Here is a 17,016-nt window from a genome sequence, read left to right on the forward strand (position 1 = left end):
GCATCTGGCGCGCGTCAGCCGGTGTAGGGCCGCAGCACGATCTCGACGCGGCGGTTCTGGGCGCGGCCCTGCTCGGTGGCGTTGTCGGCGATCGGCTGGTTGGAGCCGCGGCCTTCCACATAGAGGCGGTCGCGCAGCACGCCGCCGCGGCCGGTCAGGAAGTCGGCGACGGCCAGGGCGCGGCGCTCCGACAGTTGCTGATTGTACTCGGCCCGGCCGGTGGAATCGGCATGGCCGACCACGTCGACCAGGGTCTGCGGATAGTTGTTCAGGGTCCGCGAGACGTCGGCCAGGGTGTCGAAGAACTGCGGCTGGATGTCCGCCCGGTCGAAGCCGAACGTCACGTCGCTGGGCATTTGCAGGACGATGTTGTCGCCCTGGCGCTGGACGTCGACGCCGCTGCCGGCCAGTTCACGGCGCAGCTCGGCCTGTTGGCGGTCCATGTAGTTGCCGACCCCCGCGCCCGCGAGCGCGCCGACCCCGGCGCCGATCAGGGCGTTCTTGCGGCCCTGTTCGCTGCGGTTGGTGTTGGTCAGGTAGCCCAGCGCCGCGCCGCCCAGGGCGCCGGCCAGAACCCCGGTGCCGGTGTTGTTGCGAACCGTCTGTCCGGTGTAGGGGTCCACCGTGGTGCAGGCCGACATGGCGCCGGCGCCCAATATACATGCCGCAAGGGCGGTCCAGTTACGCATCGTTGATCTCCTGCTCGAAACTTCGAGGGCTAAAGGACATCCGTTGCGAACGCCGTCGCTACGGTCAAGGTTCCCGATCAATCGGGGTGAAGGATCAGACGTGACGACAGCATCGATCAAACCGGTTTCGTTCCAGCGCCTGGCGGGCGACTTCGCGGGCTTCTCCCAGGACCTGGGCGGCTCGTTCGCGCGCTACGGCTTCGCGGTGATCTCCGACCACGACCTGCCGCAGCCCCGCATCGAGGCGGCGATCGCCGCGACCAAGGCCTTCTTCGCCCTGCCCGAGGCCATGAAGCGCGCCTATGTGGTCGGGGTCGGCGGCCAGCGCGGCTACACCCCGTTCGGCATCGAGACCGCCAAGGACGCCCAGCACTTCGACCTGAAGGAGTTCTGGCACATGGGGCGCGACCTGCCCCCCGGCCACCGGTTCGCCGCCTATATGCCCAGCAATGTGTGGCCGGCCGAGGTCCCGGAATTTCACGCCGAGATCGCCTGGCTGTTCAACACGCTGGACGGCCTTGGCCGCCAAGTGCTGGAGGCCATCGCGGTCTATCTGAAGCTCGACCGCGATTTCTTCGACGCCACGGTGGATCAGGGCAACTCGATCCTGCGCCTGCTGCACTATCCGCCAGTGCCCAAGGACGGCCCCAATATCCGGGCCGGGGCGCACGAGGACATCAACGTCATCACCCTGCTGCTGGGCGCCGAGGAGGCCGGGCTGGAGGTTCTAGACCGCGACGGCCAGTGGCTGGCGATCAACCCGCCGGCCGGCTCGGTGGTCTGCAATATCGGCGACATGCTGCAGCGGTTGACCAACCACGTCCTGCCCTCCACCACGCACCGGGTGGTCAATCCGGCGCCGGAACGCCGGGGCTTTGCGCGCTACTCGACGCCGTTCTTCCTGCACTTCAATCCGGACTACGAGATCCGCACGCTGCCAGGTTGCGTCGACGCCGAGCATCCCGACCGGGGCCTGCCGCCGATCACCGCCGATGAGTTCCTCAAGCAGCGCCTGCGGGAAATCAAGCTGCTCTAGGGGCGACCTTAACCCGCTGGGAAATTTGTATTTTTGGATGGCGCTGGAACGACGGCGGGCGCTCGTGGCCGGCGCTGGACCTCGGTCCACAACAAAACGACCAGCGGTTGCCGAACACCGTTCCGATAAAGACGGAAATTTAACTCCGTACACCGAAGCTCCCGCCAAAATACGGGTCGGGGAGAAGACATGTCCAAGGAAGGATCGGCCCTGCAGGCCGAGGCCGCGCGCCTCGCCGCCATCGCCACCCTGGACCTGGACGAGTTGAAGCCGACCTTCGAGCGGATCGGCCGCCTGGCCCGGGCCTTCGCGAACCTCGACCTGGGCGACGTGGTGATGGTCGGCGCCAAGCGCAGCTGGCACGCCAGCGTCGGACCCGAATGGACGAAGGAGGTCTGCGAGGACCAGTCGTTCTCCGAGATCGTGGTGCGCGACGACGGCGTGCTGTGGGTGACCAACGCCCTGGAGGACGCGCGCTTCTGCGACCACCCGCATGTGTCGGGCGCCGAGGGGGTGCGGTTCTATGCCGGGGCGCCCATCCGGCTGGCCGACGGGCAGCCGATCGGCGTGGTCTGCGTGGCCGGCGGCGAGCCCCGCGCCCACGACCGGGGCATGGTCGACTTCCTGATCGACCTGGCGGCCATCGCCTCCAACGAATGCTCGCGCCATCACGCCCAGCGCGACCTGGTGAAGTTCGCCGGCGAGGCCGAGGCCGCCAACAAGGCCAAGAGCGAGTTCCTGGCCAATATGAGCCACGAGATCCGCACGCCGCTGAACGGGGTGATGGGGATCGCCGGCGCCCTGGCCCGGACCAGCCTGACCCCGCCGCAGGCCGAGATGGTCCAGTTGATCGAGACCTCGGCCCAGACGCTGGAGGCGCTGCTCACCGACATCCTGGACCTGGCGCGTATCGAGGCCGGGCGTTTGGAGATCCGGCCTGAGCCCTTCGACCTGGCGACCTCGGTCAACGCCTGCGCGGCGCTGTTCGAGGCCAGCGCCCAGGCTAAGGACCTGAAGCTGACGGTGGAGATCGAGCCCTATGCGCGGGGCTCGTTCGAGGGCGACGGGCCGCGCATCCGCCAGATCCTGACCAACCTGCTGGGCAATGCGGTGAAGTTCACCGATCAGGGCGAGGTCAAGCTGCTGGTCGCCGCGCAGCGGGACGAGACCACCACGCACCTGACCTTCACCGTCGCCGACACCGGCATCGGGTTCGACGACGAGACCCGCCAGCGCCTGTTCGGCCGCTTCCAGCAGGCCGACGGCTCGATCACCCGCCAGTACGGCGGCACGGGCCTGGGCCTGGCCATCTCGCGCTCGCTGGCCGAGGCGATGGGCGGCGACCTGAGCGCCCAAGCGGTTCCGCGCCGGGGCGCGACGTTCGTCCTGTCGCTGGAGCTGCCGCGTCGTCACGGCGCGGTGGAGATGTGGGGCGAGCACGAGACCGCCGAGGCCGAGGAGACCGCGTTGGACGCCATGCGCGTGCTGCTGGCCGAGGATCATCCCACCAACCGGCGGGTGGTCGAGCTGATCCTGGGCGCGGCGGGGGTCGACCTGATCGCGGTCGAGAACGGGGCCGAGGCGGTGGACGAGGCCGCGCGCTCACACTTCGACCTGATCTTGATGGACATGCAGATGCCGGTGATGGACGGGCTGACCGCCATCGCCGCGATCCGCCGGCGCGAGGCGCGGCTAGGCCGCCGCACGCCGATCTACACCCTCACCGCCAACGCCATGCCCGAACACGCCGAGGCCTCCCTTCGGGCCGGAGCCGACGGCCACGTGACCAAGCCGATCACCGCCGAGCGGTTGCTGCACGTGGTCGAGATGGTCTGGTCAGAGAAGCTGGCGGCGGCCGGAGCGGCGCCCAACGTCGTGGCCCTACAGGCCTGAGCCTGGCGCCTCAGATCCTCCCCCGCTGGGGGAGGTGGCGCGCGGCACGCGCGACGGAGGGGGCTTGCTGANCATCTGCGCCCCGCTCGCCCTTTCCTCCCTTGCGCAGCGGGGGAGGAAAAGAACCCATCTAGCGCACGAAGATGCCCATCAGCGCCGGGCGGGCGAAGACGTCGGGGGCGGCTTTTTGGGTCACGCCCTTGACCCAGAAGCCTAGCTCGGCGCCGGCGTTCAGGGTAGCGTTCAGCATCTGGGCGGCGATGAACGGGTCGACCGGCCGGATCGAGCCCTCGGCGATGCCGTCGGAGATCATCGAGGCGAAGCGGTCGGAGACGCGGTTAGAGTGGGCGACCTGCTCCTCGCGGATCTCGCTAGGCAGGGCCGACAGCGCCGAGGTGCGTAGCAGCGGGCCATAGTCCGACAGCTGGTATTCCGCCAAGGCGGCGGCGGCGCTGGAGATCCGCATCCACTGATCGCCGTCCAGGCCCATGGCCAGCCGCTGCACCCGGCGCATGACGTCGAAGGTGCGGTCGAAGCAGGCCACGACCAGATCGTCCTTGGCGTCGTTGTGGTGATAGAACGAGCCCTTGGTGACGTTCAGCTCGGCTGAGATCTTGTCGACCGACGCGCCGCGATAGCCGCGGGTGTTGATCAGCCGGGTGGCCGCCAGCAGGAAGGTCTCGCGGCTCATCTCCGGGCCTTCGTGGGCGGCGAGATCGGCCAGCGGGATGGCGGTCGGCTCCCACGCCGCGCCGTCGACGGCCAGACCGCCGACCAGGATGTCGTACATCCGCTCGCGGATGCGGACATAGTCCTCGGGATCGTACTTGCGCAGCCAGGCCGCGGCCCAGAACATCTGCTCGAGCAGCATGTGGGTCCGCGCCGAGCGCCGCCCCCGGCCCAGCCAGACGAAGTCCGGGGATTCGAACAGGCCGCGAACCTTGCGGAACAGCTTCACGAAGGCTTCGACCACCTCGGTCCGGCGCGGATTGTTCAGCGCGCGGATGTCGGAGAGCGCCGGCAGCGGCGGGGCCAGGCCGACGGCGGCCAGGCGCAGCCGCTCCAGGTAAAGCTCCAGCAGCTTGTGCAGGCGCTCGGGCGGCGAGGGCTCGGCGACGGCGGTGTCGGCGGCGGCCAGCAGCCAGTCCAGGCCGCGCATGATGCAGGCGGCGGCCAGGTCGTCCTTGCGCTTGAAGTAGTAGGTCACGCTGGTCGTGGAGAGATCCACGGCGGCGGCGGCGACGGCGAGGGTCAGGCCCTTCACGCCGTGCTGGTTCAGAATGACCGTGGAGGCGTCGAGGATGGCTTCACGCTTCTTTCGGAAGCGGTCCGTCGATCGCACGCCCTTACGTTCCGTCATCAATCCTGGTCCGCCCCGCGCGCGGCCCCTGGTCCGGAGCCTTCGCCTAACCTCCTTAGTAGCCGAAGCCCCTATCGGCGCAAGGCGACAGCGCGCCTCAGCCGGAGGCGAAGGGATAGGGCGAGATCGACTTGGTGAAGTCATCGACCGTCAGGGTGCGGTTGATCGGTTCGGCCGCGCGTTGCTTACAGGCCGGGCGCTCGCAGATCCGGCAGGCCGGGCCGATGGCCGTGGCGATCGGATCGCGCAGGTCGATGCCGCGCGAATAGACCAGGCGCTCGGCGAACTTCAGCTCGCAGCCCATGCCGATGGCCAGTTCGGAATCGTCGCTGGTGTAGGAGGTGGCGATCCGGCTGACGGTGCGCGACAGGGTGAAGTAGCGCTGGCCGTCCGGGGTTTCGACGATCTGGGTGACCATCCGGCCCGGCGTGCGGAAGCTGGCGTGGATGTTCCAGCGCGGACAGGTGCCGCCAAAGCGCGAGAACGGGAAGGTCGCGCCGGCGAACCGCTTGGAGATGTTCCCCGCCGAGTCGACCCGCAGCATGAAGAACGGCACCCCGCGCGCGCCGGGCCGGACCAGGGTGGTCAGCCGGTGGCAGGCCTGCTCGAACGATACCCCGAACCGTGAGCGGATCAGCTCGATGTCGTAGGCGGCGCGCTCGGCGGCCTCGTGGAAGGCGGCGTAGGGCATCAGGAAGCCGGCGGCCAGGTAGTTGGCCAGCGACACCTTCAGCAGATTGCGGGTCGGACGGTCGGGCGGACCAGCCCGGTCGGCCATGGCGTCGAGCAGCGGGCCGTATTCCTGGATGGCCAGCTGATAGGCGACCGCGAAGGAGCGTCCCGCCACGGTCAGCACCTCCGACAGGAACAGCCGCTTGCGGTGATGATCGTAGCGGCGGACCGATTCCGGCAGCACGTCGATCGGCACGACCCGCACGGTGATGTTGTGACGCTTGGCCAAGCGCTCGCGGGCGGCGGCGGCGAATTCCTGCGGCTCGTAGGCGAGTTGCGCCACCATCTCGTCGGCGGCGTCCTCCAGTTCGGCGAAGTAGTTCTTCTGCGCCTGGATGAAGTCGCGCACCCAGTCCGACGGCAGCACGGCCGACCCCGCGCCGGCGCCCTCCTCCGGGCGACCGATGGAGCCGAGCTCGGTCAGGCGGCGCTGGTCGAGATAGGCGCGGTAGAGCCGCACGATGGCCTCGGAGACGGCCGGCGCGCTGTCGGCCACCTCGGCGATCTCATGGCGGGCGACGCCGAGGTCGCGGAACATCTGGTCGGAGAACACCTCCGACAGTCCGGTGGCGCTGGTCGATTCCGGGTCGGACGACAGGGTCTTCAGGTCGAGGTCATAGGCCTCGGCCAACCGCAGCAGCACCTGGGCGGTGACTGGCCGCTGATTGCGCTCCAACAGGTTCAGGTAGCTGGGCGAAACCCCCAGGTCCTCGGCCATCCGCGTCTGGGTCAGGCCAAGCTCGCGGCGCATGCGCTTCATGCGCGCGCCCAGGAACAGTTTGCGGTCGGTGGAGGCGGCGGCCATGGAGTCTGATTGTCACATATTTACAATTGTGACAAGGTCTCACTGTGACAACTGAGCTTTGTTGCACGCGATTGGCCTATCATCCCAATCCCCACAAGCGTTAGATGCACTCAGCGGCTTGTAAAAAATACAGGCTGATCAGCAGCAACATTGTCATCGGCGACGGGCCGCCCATCCAGCCCCCGCCGGAGACCAGCAGACGGTTCAATTCAAGCAAGACTCAGTTCCGGCTGCGGCCGGGGGAGCAAGGGACCATGACGAAGGAACGGTTCTGGGTTGTCGGCGGCGAATATAGCTGCCTGGCCTTCACCAAGTTGAAGAACGGCGCGCCCCAAGTATTGGGNCAGGCCACCACACGGTTCGCCATCGCCTCGGAACAGCTCGTGCTGCCGGCCTGACGTCACGGGGCCTGCGCCCAACAGTCTCTCCTCGAGCCCGTCCAAGCCTTCTGGTTCTGGACGGGCTCGCTTTTTTTGAATTGAACATCGAAGACGCCTCCCGTTCGCGGGAGGGTGCCGACGGGTGGGACGGTTAAATTCGGTCGCCGTCCCACCCCGACCGCTTCGCGGGAATTTCGCGGCGCCCCAAAACTCAATCAGCCAAACCCTTTCCTCCCCTGCGTAGCGGGGAAGGGGAACCGCGCGTCAGCGTGGTGGAGGGGGCGGGTCCAGCCGGCCATAGCACCGGCTAGCGCTGGAGCGCCGCTGCGCGGCGCCCCCTCACCTAGCCTCTCCCAAGGGAGAGGAACCTGACCCTACTTCTTGGTCCAGGCGCCGGCGGTGTTTTGGTAGTATTCGCCGGACTTCAGCAGGCCCTGCACCACCGAGCGGAACGCCGAGGCGCCGGCGGCGGCGGGGGTGACGCCGTTCTTGGCGGCGGCCTGAGAATAGAGCTGGCGACGGCCGGCGTTGATCTCGGCCACGGCGGCCTTGACCTCGCCGCTGGCGGCGCCGGCGTTCACGAAGCCCAGGAAGCCGTCAGCCTGCTCGCCCACCACGCCGGCCGCCTTGGCGGAATCGACGGCGGCCTTGGCCGAGGCGGGATCTGCGAGAGCCGCGCCAGCCAGGGTGAGGCTGCCGACCACGGCGGCGACGGGCGCCATCAGTTTGAAGAAGCTCATGGTCATACCCCTTAGAACAGGTTCGGATTCTGCTGGATCAACGCCTTGACGTCATCGTCGAGGCGCAGGCGCACGTCGGCGTCCAGCTTGGCGTAGATCGTGATCGGCGCAACCTCCACCCGCACGGTGGGCGCGCATGCGCTCAAGAAGGCCACGCCGGCCAAGGCGGCCGCGGCGGGAAGAGCTCTGTTCATACGGTTCTCCAAAATCACGGCCTCAAGAAGCACAGCCACAGTGGTCCGTCACGGCTGAACCGCTTGTGAACCGCGCAGCGCCTGATAGTCGGCGAAGTCCTTTAGAAGCTGATCCATGTTCAGCGAGGTGTCCAAGGTCAGGTCGACCTTGGTGCCCGACGGCAGCGGCAGGCTCTGGTTCAGGAAGTCCCGGCGGATCAGCTGCAGGAGGGTCAGGCGGATCTCCTGCTTCTTCGGCGGGCTATGCTCGCCCTTGATGTGCAGCAGGACGCCCAGGCGGCCGTTGTCGAGGCTGTTCACCTCGGCGTCGAGCTGTTCGAAGGCCAGGTCCTCCATGGCCTGATAGGCGAATTCGGTGAAGGTGTTGGTGGCCTCCGGCGCGACCTCGGCCGGGGCAGAGCCCGGCACCGGGGCGGTGACCGCACCGCCCTCGGCGCCCACCGTGGTCAGGGCCTCGCGCAGGATCGACAGTCGTCCCGGCTCGATCGCCGCCAAGGTTCCGCCCGACACCCGCACGCCCTGCGGCGTCACCGCGAACGGCACCCGCCCGGTCAGCCGCGCCTCGAGATCGACCCGGTCGCCGAACGGCGAGGCCTCGATCAGGTCCTTGACCTGCACGCCCTGGAAATTGAGCACGCCGGTCCATGGCGCGCCGGCCTTGAACGGCACGGTGAAGGGCTCGAAGGCCAGCGTGCCGCCGCCGACCGCCAGCGCGGCGCCCTCGACGATCAGGGCCTCGCCTTCCAGGCCGAACTTGATGTCGACGTCGGTCAGCGGAACCAGGGTGTTCACCGCCTCGGCCTTTAGGCTCTGGCCCGGCGCGGCGGTGAGCGGGATCAGGCTGGTGAACGCCACCTGCCCCGACAGGCCGACCACCGGACCGAGGGGGCTGACGAAGTCCAGACGCTCGACGCTCAGGGTTCCGTGGCTCTCGGAGGTGTCGGGGCCCCAGCCGATATGACCGTCGAACCGCGCCCGGCCGCTGGCCGGCGAGGCCACGACGCTGGCCAGCGGCGAGAGGTTCATCGGCTGCAGGCCGCCCTCCTCGAAGGTCAGCAGGCCGCTGTCGAACTCCAGCGCGCCGCGCCCATCGGCGCCGTGGCGCAGATCGGCCTGGCCCAGACGCCGCCCGGCAAGGTCCGTGAGCGTGAACGCCCCCGTCCAGCCGCCGCCGGCCGCGCGGGCCAGGCCAAAGCCACGCACCGGCCGGAACCGGGTCGCCGCCGCCAGATCGTCGATCCGGGCGGTGGCGACAGCGACCTGGCCGCGCAGGGCCTGGCCCTGGCCGGAGAGATCGATGCGGCCTGAGGCCTCGGAGAGCTTGGCCTCCAGGAACGGAACCTGGGTCGCGGCGGCCTTGGCCTCGCCGCGCAGCCGCCATGCTCCGTCCTTGAGGGTGACGAGCGGCGCGCCGGGGGTCGGGCAGACCTGGGCGTCGACCTTCTCCAGATCGTTTTCGCCCAGCTCGACATGGCCGGCGGTGACGACGGCGCAACGGCTGGCGGTGAAGTCGAGCGCGCCGCCGGCGAGCCGCAGGGTCCCGGCCGTGTCGAGCACGCCCTCACGGACCGGCGCGAAGCTGCCCGCGACCTTAGCCTGGCCGGTGGCGACGAGGCCGTCCTTGGTGAGGCGATAGTTCTGGGCGTTGACGCTGAGCTCCGGCAGGCCGCCGCCCGACACCGCCAGGTCGAAGGCGCCCGCGCCATTGGCGTAGATCGGACCGCCGGCGCGCGACAGCGACACCTGCCCGCCGCTGTCGGTGCGGATCTTGGCCGGCACGCCCAGGCGCACCGAGAGGTCGCCTTCCGAGGCGCTGAGCGACAGCGAATTGGCGGTGAGCTGGAAGCCGCCGGCGGCGGCCTTCAGGGCGGCGATCTCGGGGCTGTCATCGGCACGGGCGCCGCCCAGGCCGGTCCAGGCGCCGCGCGAGGCCAGCGAGCCGCGCAGGGCCAGGTCCAGCCGGCGGTCGTCGAAGGCGACCAGGCCGCCGAAGTCGGCCTTGGCGCCCGCCAGGGTCAGGTCGCCGGCCCAGGCCGAGGCGGCGGTGACCCGGGTGCTGATCTCGCTGGAGACCACGTCGCCGGCCGAGCGCGTCCAGCGCAGGTCGCTGACGGTGGCGTCGGCGCGCAGACCCTTGGCCTCCACGCCTCCGGCCTTGACTGCCTGGGCGCCGGCCTCGATCGAGCCGTCGCCGCGCAGGGCCAAGGTCTCGAACCATCCGGTCGAGGCGCCCTCGAACCGGGCCAGGAGCTTGAAGTCGCGCAGTTGGTCGGCGCGGGCGTCCAGCGCCGCGCCGTCCAGGTCCAACCGGGCGATGACCTTGCCCTCGCCGCGCCGCTTCTCGAAGTCGGGATAGGGACCTTGGGCGGAGAACCGCAGCTTGGCCTGGCGCGCGGCGATGTCGCCGAACTTCAGGTCCGTCAGCGGCGCGGTCAGCAGGATGTCGACCCGGTCGCGGTTGGTGATCAGCAGCAGTTGCGCCGCGCCGGTGGCCAGGCTGCCTCCCCGCCCTTTCAGCACCGCCGGATCGAAGCGGGCGTCGAGCGCCATCAGCTTGCCGTTCTCCATCCGTCCGTTGGCGCGGGCGGCGAGCGGGCCGTAGTCGGTGGCCAGGCGAAGCACGCCTTCGCGCACCTCGATCCGCGGCTTCACGGCGCCGGGCGACGGCGGCTGCTTGGTGAATTCCTCGATCAGCGGGTCCAGCGAGCCGAGGCTGAACTTGCCGCCCTTCAGGCTGGCCCGCACGATCGGCCGGTGCAAGGTCACCGAGGAGACCTCGACGCCCAGCGGCTTGCCCGCCCAGAAGCCGGTGAAGCCGTAGTGGATCTCGACCAGATCGGCGGTCACGTCGGGCGCCAGCTCAGGGCCGACCCGCACCCGGGCCGAGAAGCCGCCGAACTCAAAATCGCGGAACTGCACCTCGGCCGGGACGCCGCGCGACTGCAACCAGCCGACCAGGATCTCGCGGGCGATCACCCGGCGGGTCACATAGACCGTGGAGCCGGCGACCGCCCCGACCAGCACCACGACAGCCAGCACCGTGCGCCCGCGCCGCCATCTGCGTCGGGTCGCCCGGGACGGCGGAGAGGTATCGGGTTCGGTCAAACGGGACGACGTCGGCTGCTCTGAGTCAGGTCATAACGCAAAACAGCCGAAAGCGTGGCCGTCCGGAAGTTTTAAAGTCCGCCGGGGCTGGCCAGGGCGACGCCGCCATCGACCGCGATGGTCTCGCCGACCACGTAGTCGCCGGCCCGGCTGGCCAGGTAGATGGCGGCCGCGGCCATGTCCTCGTCACGGCCGATGCGGCGCGAGGGGATGCGCTTGGCGATTTCGTCGCCCTGGTCGCGGGCCACGCGGTTCATTTCCGAGGCGAAGGCGCCGGGCGCGATGCCGGTGACGTTGATCGAATCCTTGATCAACTCGGCGGCCATCCGGCGGGTCAGATAGATCAGGCCCGACTTGGACGCGTGGTAGGAATAGGTCTCCTGCGGATTGAGGCGGATGCCGTCGATCGAGCAGATGTTGATGACCTTGGCCGGTTGGTCGTGGCTGGCGGCGGCCTTCAGGGCGCCATGCAGCGCCTGGGTCAGGAAGAACGGCGACTTCAGGTTCAGGTCCATGACCTTGTCCCAGCCGCTTTCCGGGAACTCATCAAAGGGCGCGCCCCAGGCCGCGCCGGCGTTGTTGACCAGGATGTCGAGTTTCGGCTCGACGTCGGTCAGCCGCTTGGCCAGCGCCTTGCAGCCCTCCACCGTCGCGACGTCCTGCGGCAGCGAGATGCAGTTTTCGCCCAGTTCGGCGGCGGCCTCGTCGCAGGCGCCCGGCTTGCGCGAGGAGATGTAGACCTTGGCGCCTTGGTCGATGAAGCCCTTGGCGATCATCTTGCCGATGCCGCGCGAGCCGCCGGTGACGAGGGCCACGCGGCCCTCCAGCGAAAACAGTCCCTGAGCCATGTCTTGCTTCCCCTAAGGTGATCGTTGGTAGCGCTTATGAACCCGCGTTCGGCGTCCGGAAACCCAACGGATTTTTGACTCGCGCCGATTTGGCGGGGCCTGTAAACAACCGTTTGAATCGAGGGTGGCCGCGTCCACGAGCCGCCCCTCTCCAATCAGTCGAGGATGCGCAAATGGCCGAGATCAATTCGGTGACCGACCTCTCGCTCGAAGGCGACGTCGCTGTCATCACCCTCAATTCACCCCCGGTGAACGCCCTGTCGGCCAAGGTCCGCGAAGGCCTCTACGAAGGCTTCAAGGCCGCGATCGCCAATGACGCCGCCAAGTCCATCGTGCTGATCTGCGAGGGCCGCACCTTCATCGCCGGCGCCGACATCACCGAATTCGGCGGGGCCATGACCGGTCCCAGCCTGTTCGACGTCCAGAACATGATGGAAAACTCGCCCAAGCCGGTGATCGCCGCGATCCACGGCACCGTGCTGGGCGGCGGCCTGGAAGTGGCGCTGTGCGCCCACTACCGCGTCGCGGTTCCGTCGGCCAAGTTCGGCCTGCCCGAAGTGAACCTCGGCCTGCTGCCGGGCGCCGGCGGCACCCAGCGCCTGCCCCGCGTGGTCGGCCCCGAGCGCGCCCTGGAAATGATGACCTCGGGCCGTCACGTCGGCGCCAAGGAAGCCCTGGCCGGCGGCCTGGCCGACGAGCTGGTCGAAGAAGGCAAGCTGAAGGACGGCGCGCTGGCCTTCGCCAAGAAGGTGGCCGCCGAAGGCCGCCCGCTGCGCAAGATCCGCGACCAGAACGAAAAGGTCGAGGCGGCCCGCGGCAAGCCCGAGATCTTCGCCGAGTTCCGCAAGGCCAACGCCCGCAAGTTCCGCGGCTTCCTGGCCCCAGAATACAACATCCAGACCATCGAGGCCGCGGTGAACCTGCCCTTCGACGAGGGGCTGGCGGTCGAGCGCAAGCTGTTCGGCGAACTGATGAGCGGCCCGCAGTCGGCCGCCCAGCGCTATTCGTTCTTCGCCGAGCGCACCGCCCAGAAGATCCCCGGCGTGCCGGACGACACCGCGCTGATCCCGATCAAGAAAGTTGGCATCATCGGCGCCGGCACCATGGGCGGCGGCATCGCGATGAACTTCGCCAACGCCGGCATCCCGGTGGTGATCGTCGAGCAGCAGCAAGAGCCGCTCGACCGCGGCCTGGCCACCATCCGCAAGAACTATGAGCGCACCGCCTCGCGCGGCGGCATCACGGCGGCCCAGGTCGAGGAGCGCTGCGCGCTGATCACCGGCTCGCTGTCGATGGAAGACTCGTTCGCCGATGTCGATCTGGTGATCGAGGCGGTGTTCGAGCGCATGGACATCAAGAAGGACATCTTCACCAAGCTCGACGCCATCTGCAANAAGCGTCCGGAAAGCGTCATCGGCCTGCACTTCTTCTCGCCAGCCAATGTGATGAAGCTGCTGGAGATCGTCCGCGCCGACCACACCTCCAACGAGGTGATCGCCACCTCGATGAAGCTGGCCAAGCAGATCGGCAAGATCGCCGTGCTGGTCGGGGTCTGCCCCGGTTTCGTCGGCAACCGCATCCTGGGCGCGCGCCAGCGCGAAGCCCAGAAGCTGGTGCTGGAAGGCGCCATGCCGTGGGACGTCGACCGCGTGCTCTACGACTTCGGCTTCCCCATGGGTCCGTTCGCCATGAGCGACCTGGCCGGCCTGGATATCGGCTGGGTGAAGGAAAAGTCCAACGGCGCGACCATCCGCGACGTGCTCTGCGAAGCTGACCGCCGCGGCCAGAAGACCGGCGCCGGCTACTACGACTACGACGAGAACCGTATCGCCAAGCCAAGCCCGTTCACCGAGCAGGTCATCAACGACTTCATCGTCAAGTCGGGCGCCAACCCGCGCAAGATCAGCGACGAGGAAATCCTCGAGCGCTGCATCTTCCCGATGATCAACGAGGGCGTGAAGATCCTCGAAGAGGGCAAGGCCATCCGCGCCTCCGACGTCGATGTGGTCTGGCAGAACGGCTACGGCTGGCCGGTCTATCGCGGCGGCCCGATGCACTATGGCGATCAAGTCGGTCCGGCCAAGGTGCTGGCCAAGATGAAGGAATTCCAAGCCACCATGGGCGACCAGTTCAAGCCGGCCGCGCTCCTGGAAAAGCTTGTCGCTGAAAACAAGAAGTTCGCCGACCTGTAAGGCGACCCTTTCCTATCCCTGGGATCCGGATGCGGATCCCAGGGCCGATCTTCCTCCCCAAGCTAGGACCCTCTCCCATGCGTGAAGCCGTTATCGTCTCCACCGCCCGCACCCCGATCGGCAAGGCCTATCGCGGCGCGTTCAACAACACCTCCGGCGCCGAGCTCGGCGGCCACGTGATCCGCGCCGCGATCGAACGCGCTGGCGTCGATCCGGGCGAAATCGACGACGTGGTCATGGGCGCGGCCCTGCAACAGGGTTCGACCGGCAACAACATCGCCCGGCAAGCCGCCCTGCGCGCCGGCCTGCCGAACACCGTCTCGGGCATGACGCTCGACCGCCAGTGCTCCTCGGGCCTGATGGGCATCGCCACGGCCGCCAAGTACATCATCAACGACGGCGCCACGGTCGCCATCGGCGGTGGCCTGGAGTCGATCAGCCTGGTGCAGAACGACAAGATGAACCGCTATCGCACCAGCGATAAGTGGCTCAACGAGCACGTGCCGGAAATCCACACCTCGATGATCGAGACCGCCGAGATCGTGGCCGAGCGCTACGGCATCAGCCGCGAAGCCCAGGACGAATACGCCCTGCAATCGCAGCAGCGCACCGCCGCGGCCCAGGCCGCCGGCGTGTTCAACGCCGAACTCGCGCCGCTGGCCTCGGTCATGATGGTGCAGAACAAGGAGACCGGCGAGTTCTCCGAAAAGGAAGTCACCCTCACCCAGGACGAGGGCAACCGTCCCTCGACCACCCTGGCCGACCTGCAGAAGCTGGCCCCGGTCTTCAAGGGCGGCATCTTCGTCAAGGAAGGCAAGTTCGTCACCGCCGGTAACGCTTCGCAGCTGTCCGACGGCGCCGCCGCCGTGGTGCTGATGGAACGCAAGGAAGCTGAAAAGCGCGGCCTGACCCCGCTCGGCGCCTATCGCGGCATGGCCGTGGCCGGCTGCGGCCCGGAAGAAATGGGCATCGGCCCGGTGTTCGCGATCCCCAAGCTGCTGGCCCGCAACGGCCTGACCATCGACGACATCGACATGTGGGAGCTGAACGAGGCCTTCGCCTCGCAGGTCCTGTACTGCCGCGACCACCTGGGCATCGACCCAGCGAAGTACAATGTCTCGGGCGGCGCCATCTCGATCGGCCACCCCTACGGCATGACCGGCGCGCGCGCGACCGGCCACATCCTGCATGAAGGCAAGCGTCGCGGCGCCAAGTACGGCGTCGTCACCATGTGCGTCGGCGGCGGTATGGGCGCGGCCGGCCTGTTCGAGATCTTCTAAGCTCGAACGACATCCATGAGACGAAGGGCCGTCCCTCGGGGCGGCCCTTTTTCGTTGGGAGCCCCGCCGAGGCCGGTAAGGAGCTGTGAAGGCCCGCCCGCCTGCCGGCCGGCGGCCAGGCCATCCCAATGACCTATCGCCTGGGCGACTACCTGGTGGCCTGCACCCTGCGTTAGAACCAAGTCGACCAGCCCTCTTTCCTTCCCTGCGCAGCGGGGGAGGAGGAAAGCCAGATCGCGATCCACCAGCCCCAAGCCGCCGAGATCAATTCTCGCGCGGCGGCGGCATTGCCGTTAGGCTTTGGCCGGGGTTCCCAGAGGGCCTCGTCTGGGTCCAACCTTTAATGATCGTCTTCGCCTCGGTCGTCGTGCTCCTGCTTCTGGTGCTCAACGGCCTGTTCGCCATGTCCGAACTGGCCGTGGTGTCCTCTCGACGCGCGAAGCTGCAAAGCCGGGCCGAGCGGGGCGACAAGGGCGCCGCCGCCGCCCTGCGCCTGTCTGAAAACCCCACCCGCTTCCTGGCCGCCGTCCAGGTCGGCATCACCCTGATCGGCATCCTGTCGGGCGCCTATGGCCAGGCGACCATCGCCGCCGAACTCGACCACATGCTGGAGACCATCCCGGCCCTGCACGACTATTCGGAGCTGATCTCGACGGCCGTGGTGGTCGTGATCATCACCTATCTGTCGCTGATCGTCGGCGAGCTGGTGCCCAAGCGCTTCGCCATGGCCTTCCCCGAGACCATCGCTTCGCTGGTGGCCCGCCCGCTGACCGTGATGGCCAAGGCGATGGGGCCGTTCGTCACCCTGCTGACGGCGTCGACGGTCGGCGTGCTGCGCCTGCTGGGCATCCGCGACCAGCGCGGCGAGAAGATCACCCAGGAAGAGGTCGAGAGCGCCCTGGCCGAGGGCGCCAGCGCCGGCCTGATCGAGCCCGAGGAACAGGCGATGATCGGCGAGGTGCTGCGCCTGGGCGACCGCCAGGTGCGGGTCGCCATGACCCCGCGCCGCGACGTCTACTGGATCTCGCTGGCCGACACCCCCGAGCAACAGAAGGAAGACATTCGCGCCTGCCCCTATTCGCGGATCGTCGTCACCAGCGGCGCCGACGTGGAGGAGCCGGTCGGCGTGATCCACAAGAAGGACGTGCTGGACACCCTGCTCGACGGCGTCCCGTTGGACGTCGCCAAGCTGATGGCCACGCCGCTCTACATCGTCGAGACGACCTCGCTGCTGCGCGCCTTCGACCTGCTGAAGCAGACGCCGCTGCACATGGCCCTGGTGGTCGACGAGTTCGGCGCGCTGGAAGGCGTGGTCACCCCGACCGACCTGCTGGAGATGATCGCCGGCGACTTCGACGAGGGCCACGACGCCGGAAACCCCACCACCATCCTGCGCCGCGAGGACGGCAGCTTCCTGGTGGACGGCCGCGCCGATGTCGACGACCTGGCCAAGGCGCTGAGCGCCGACTTCACCGAGAGCTCCCATTTCCACACCGTGGCGGGGCTGGTCCTGCACGAGGTCGGACGGCTGCCGGCCGAGGGCGACGTCTTCCAGATCGGCGGCTACCGCGTCGAAGTGATCGACATGGATGACCGCCGGATCGACAAGCTGCTGTTCTCCAAGCTGCCCGACGAACCGTCCCTGACCGACATCCTGGCGTCCTAGGCGGCCCGGCCGACCTCGCTCCACGGCCAAGCTCGGCAACCGTTTTTTCATGATGAATGCGTGAAGTCTCGTCCCTGACGGGGGGGCCCTTTTGTA

The 17,016-nt window shown here is 68.3% G+C and carries 12 protein-coding genes and 1 pseudogene; 6 read left to right on the forward strand and 7 right to left on the reverse strand.

What is annotated here, in order from left to right:
- Positions 1-14: 14 nt before the first annotated feature.
- Positions 15-689, reverse strand: a complete 675-nt coding sequence (locus ASE02_RS18985; protein WP_056736318.1) for an OmpA family protein — start codon at positions 687-689, stop codon at positions 15-17.
- Positions 690-789: 100 nt separating this feature from the next.
- On the opposite strand from ASE02_RS18985, the gene ASE02_RS18990 reads away from it, so the two are divergent.
- Complete coding sequence (locus tag ASE02_RS18990) at positions 790-1,725, forward strand: isopenicillin N synthase family oxygenase (protein ID WP_056736319.1); 936 nt, start codon at positions 790-792, stop codon at positions 1,723-1,725.
- Positions 1,726-1,914: 189 nt separating this feature from the next.
- The gene (locus ASE02_RS18995) at positions 1,915-3,618 is read left to right on the forward strand and encodes a GAF domain-containing hybrid sensor histidine kinase/response regulator (protein WP_056736321.1); all 1,704 of its coding nucleotides are present in this window, start codon (positions 1,915-1,917) and stop codon (positions 3,616-3,618) included.
- A 130-nt stretch (positions 3,619-3,748) separates the two neighbouring features.
- Here the strand turns inward: ASE02_RS18995 and ASE02_RS19000 are convergent, their stop codons facing one another.
- From ASE02_RS19000 to ASE02_RS19025, 6 genes are all read right to left on the reverse strand, one after another.
- Entirely contained in the window at positions 3,749-4,978 is a 1,230-nt protein-coding gene (locus ASE02_RS19000) for a TetR/AcrR family transcriptional regulator (protein ID WP_056736324.1), read from the reverse strand.
- A gap of 97 nt (positions 4,979-5,075) precedes the next feature.
- Positions 5,076-6,515 (reverse strand): short-chain fatty acyl-CoA regulator family protein, encoded by a 1,440-nt coding sequence (locus tag ASE02_RS19005; protein ID WP_056736325.1) that lies wholly within the window; start codon positions 6,513-6,515, stop codon positions 5,076-5,078.
- A 754-nt stretch (positions 6,516-7,269) separates the two neighbouring features.
- On the reverse strand, positions 7,270-7,635 hold the full coding sequence (locus tag ASE02_RS19010) for a YdbL family protein (protein WP_235536755.1): 366 nt from the start codon (positions 7,633-7,635) through the stop codon (positions 7,270-7,272).
- Between the two features lie 11 nt (positions 7,636-7,646).
- Positions 7,647-7,829 carry a YnbE family lipoprotein gene (locus ASE02_RS19015; RefSeq protein WP_056736326.1) on the reverse strand — a complete coding sequence of 61 codons (183 nt, stop codon included), beginning with the start codon at positions 7,827-7,829 and terminating at the stop codon, positions 7,647-7,649.
- 48 nt (positions 7,830-7,877) lie between these two features.
- A complete protein-coding gene (locus ASE02_RS19020; RefSeq protein ID WP_056736327.1) occupies positions 7,878-10,868 on the reverse strand; it encodes a YdbH domain-containing protein in 2,991 nt (996 codons plus the stop codon).
- Between the two features lie 137 nt (positions 10,869-11,005).
- Positions 11,006-11,782 (reverse strand): SDR family oxidoreductase, encoded by a 777-nt coding sequence (locus ASE02_RS19025; protein WP_056736329.1) that lies wholly within the window; start codon positions 11,780-11,782, stop codon positions 11,006-11,008.
- Between the two features lie 173 nt (positions 11,783-11,955).
- Between ASE02_RS19025 and ASE02_RS23090 the strand changes: the two genes are divergently transcribed.
- The 4 genes and pseudogenes from ASE02_RS23090 to ASE02_RS19040 all read left to right on the forward strand — a co-directional run.
- Positions 11,956-13,175, forward strand: a 1,220-nt coding sequence (locus ASE02_RS23090) for an enoyl-CoA hydratase-related protein (protein WP_235536756.1), incomplete at its 3' end; no start/stop codon positions are given.
- Between the two features lies 1 nt (position 13,176).
- A pseudogene (locus ASE02_RS23095) lies at positions 13,177-13,974 on the forward strand (3-hydroxyacyl-CoA dehydrogenase family protein); the annotation flags it as partial.
- A 77-nt stretch (positions 13,975-14,051) separates the two neighbouring features.
- On the forward strand, positions 14,052-15,254 hold the full coding sequence (locus tag ASE02_RS19035) for an acetyl-CoA C-acyltransferase (RefSeq protein ID WP_056736333.1): 1,203 nt from the start codon (positions 14,052-14,054) through the stop codon (positions 15,252-15,254).
- A 343-nt stretch (positions 15,255-15,597) separates the two neighbouring features.
- On the forward strand, positions 15,598-16,920 hold the full coding sequence (locus tag ASE02_RS19040; protein WP_200957724.1) for a hemolysin family protein: 1,323 nt from the start codon (positions 15,598-15,600) through the stop codon (positions 16,918-16,920).
- Positions 16,921-17,016 lie beyond the last annotated feature (96 nt).

Source organism: Phenylobacterium sp. Root700 (assembly GCF_001429025.1).
Taxonomy (GTDB): Bacteria; Pseudomonadota; Alphaproteobacteria; order Caulobacterales; family Caulobacteraceae; genus Phenylobacterium.

Coding starts and splice junctions, on each gene's coding strand:
- ASE02_RS18995 (WP_056736321.1), top strand. CDS start 1,915: ATGTCCAAGGAAGGATCGGCCCTGCAGGCCGAGGCCGCGCGCCTCGCC.
- ASE02_RS18985 (WP_056736318.1), bottom strand. CDS start 689: ATGCGTAACTGGACCGCCCTTGCGGCATGTATATTGGGCGCCGGCGCC.
- ASE02_RS19035 (WP_056736333.1), top strand. CDS start 14,052: ATGCGTGAAGCCGTTATCGTCTCCACCGCCCGCACCCCGATCGGCAAG.
- ASE02_RS19040 (WP_200957724.1), top strand. CDS start 15,598: ATGATCGTCTTCGCCTCGGTCGTCGTGCTCCTGCTTCTGGTGCTCAAC.
- ASE02_RS19005 (WP_056736325.1), bottom strand. CDS start 6,515: ATGGCCGCCGCCTCCACCGACCGCAAACTGTTCCTGGGCGCGCGCATG.
- ASE02_RS19025 (WP_056736329.1), bottom strand. CDS start 11,782: ATGGCTCAGGGACTGTTTTCGCTGGAGGGCCGCGTGGCCCTCGTCACC.
- ASE02_RS19015 (WP_056736326.1), bottom strand. CDS start 7,829: ATGAACAGAGCTCTTCCCGCCGCGGCCGCCTTGGCCGGCGTGGCCTTC.
- ASE02_RS19010 (WP_235536755.1), bottom strand. CDS start 7,635: ATGAGCTTCTTCAAACTGATGGCGCCCGTCGCCGCCGTGGTCGGCAGC.
- ASE02_RS19000 (WP_056736324.1), bottom strand. CDS start 4,978: ATGACGGAACGTAAGGGCGTGCGATCGACGGACCGCTTCCGAAAGAAG.